Here is a 2,022-nt window from a genome sequence, read left to right on the forward strand (position 1 = left end):
TCGCCGACGCCTCGGACTACGGCGCCACGATGGTGCCGCCCTTCGACCACCCCGAGACGGTCGCGGGCCAGGGCACCATCGCGGTGGAGATCCTCGAGCAGCTCGACACGACTCCCGACCTCGTGATCGTGCCCGTCGGCGGCGGCGGACTCCTCGCCGGCATCGCCACCTACCTCGCCGAGAAGGCGCCGGACTGTCGGATCGTCGCGGTCGAGCCGCAGGGCGCCGCCTCGCTCACGGCCGCGGCGAGCGAGGGACGGCAGGTGACCCTCTCGCACGTCGACACGTTCGTCGACGGCGCGTCGGTCAAGCGGATCGGGGACACGCCATGGAAGGCGTACTCTGCGCTCGCGGACCGGATCGACGTCCGCACGATCGACGAGGGCGCGGTGTGCACCGCGATGCTCGACCTCTACCAGACCGAAGGGGTTATCGCCGAGCCCGCCGGGGCGATGAGCACGGCGATCCTCGAGTACCTCCACATCGATGCCGGCTCGAGCGTCGTGTGCATCCTCTCCGGGGGCAACAACGACGTCTCGCGCTACAGCGAGATCCTCGAGCGCTCGCTGGTCCACAAGGGGCTCAAGCACTACTTCCTCGTCAACTTCCCGCAGGAACCGGGCCAGTTGCGCCGCTTCCTCAACGAGGTCCTCGGTCCCGAAGACGACGTGACCCGCTTCGAGTACCTCAAGCGGAACAACCGCGATACCGGCACCGCCCTCGTGGGTATCGAGCTCGGCTATGCCAAGGACCTCGGCGCCCTGCAGCAGCGCATGGACGCTTCGCCGCTGCACTGCGAGCGCCTCGAGCCGGGTACCCCGGCATACACGTACCTCACGTAGAGCACGGCGGGCGCGGGCGATAATCGTGGGAAACGCTGAGATAGAGGGCGCCGGAGCCGTCGGTAAGGGCGGCGCCGGTGCCGAGAGCGCCGGTGCCCGCACCGAACCCCTTCCCGATCCCGTGCTCACCCTCCCCGCAGGGGTTGTCGCGAGCGGCGAATACGAGGAGAAGCGCAGCCGATTCCTCTGCCGGCTCACGCGTGCGTCCTCCGAAGAGGAGGCGCGGGCGTTCGTCGCCGAGCAACGAAAGGCGTACCCGGATTCCCGCCACCACTGCTCGGCCTTCGTGCTCGACGCGCAATCCGAGCAGCCCGGCGCCATGCCCATCGCCCGTTCGTCGGACGACGGGGAGCCCTCCGGGACCGCCGGCACACCGATGCTCGATCAGCTCTTCGGAGCCGGGCTCTCCGACGTCGTGACCGTGGTGATCCGCCGGTTCGGCGGCACCAAGCTCGGAACGGGAGGGCTCGTCCGCGCCTACGGCGATGCGGTGGCGCTGGCCGTCGCGGACGCGCGGGCTGCGGGCCTGGTGGAGGTCGTGACGACGCGCGGCTGGAGCACCCGGATCGGGCACGATATCGCCGGCCGCCTCGAGGCGGATGTGCGCTCGCTCGGCATCGACGTCGTGGGAACGGACTACGCCGAGCAGGTGACGTTGCGGATCGCCACCGACGACATCGGCCCGGCGGCGTCCCTCCTCGCGGCGCTCACCGCCGGGGGAGCCGGGTGGGTTCCTGAGCCTGCCGTGCGCACCGAGCGGGCGGTACCGTTGGACGCATGACGATGCAGCCGTACAACAACAACAACCCCATCGAGGCCCGCAAGCAGGAGGTCCGCAAGAGCGCCCGTTCGGCGGCGGTCTGCGTGGGCGGCGGAGTAGTCGGCGGCGTCGTCCTCTCGCTCGTATTCACCACGTGGTTCTGGCTGGTCCTCGGTCTCGTCGTCGCCGTGGGCGGAGGGGCCTACTACTGGTCCAAGGTCCGCAAGGGCATCGACCCGAACAACGGCGTCGGGGGGACGGGCCGCTGAGCGGCAACGATTCCGGCGCCACGGGCCGCGTCGACGCGTGGACGTGGGCGGTGCGACTGTTCCCCTCGCGCACCCAGGCCGCGAAGGCGTGCCGCGCGGGGCACGTGAAGATCGACGGTGAGTCCGTCCCGCCCTCGCACAAGGTCGCACC

The 2,022-nt window shown here is 70.4% G+C and carries 4 protein-coding genes; all 4 read left to right on the forward strand.

Going from position 1 to position 2,022, the window contains the following annotated elements:
- The coding region (locus tag V7E05_RS14150; RefSeq protein WP_333620267.1) for a pyridoxal-phosphate dependent enzyme at positions 1-842 on the forward strand (842 nt) is incomplete at its 5' end.
- A 25-nt stretch (positions 843-867) separates the two neighbouring features.
- Positions 868-1,623, forward strand: coding sequence for an IMPACT family protein (locus V7E05_RS14155; protein ID WP_333620268.1), 756 nt, complete (start codon positions 868-870; stop codon positions 1,621-1,623).
- A complete protein-coding gene (locus tag V7E05_RS14160) occupies positions 1,620-1,871 on the forward strand; it encodes a hypothetical protein (RefSeq protein ID WP_333620269.1) in 252 nt (83 codons plus the stop codon). Before V7E05_RS14155 ends, V7E05_RS14160 begins: the two co-directional genes overlap by 4 nt.
- On the forward strand, positions 1,868-2,022 hold a 155-nt coding region (locus tag V7E05_RS14165; RefSeq protein WP_333620270.1), incomplete at its 3' end, for a S4 domain-containing protein. The genes V7E05_RS14160 and V7E05_RS14165, both read left to right, overlap by 4 nt.

This window comes from Dietzia sp., from assembly GCF_036741115.1.
Lineage (GTDB): Bacteria > Actinomycetota > Actinomycetes > Mycobacteriales > Mycobacteriaceae > Dietzia.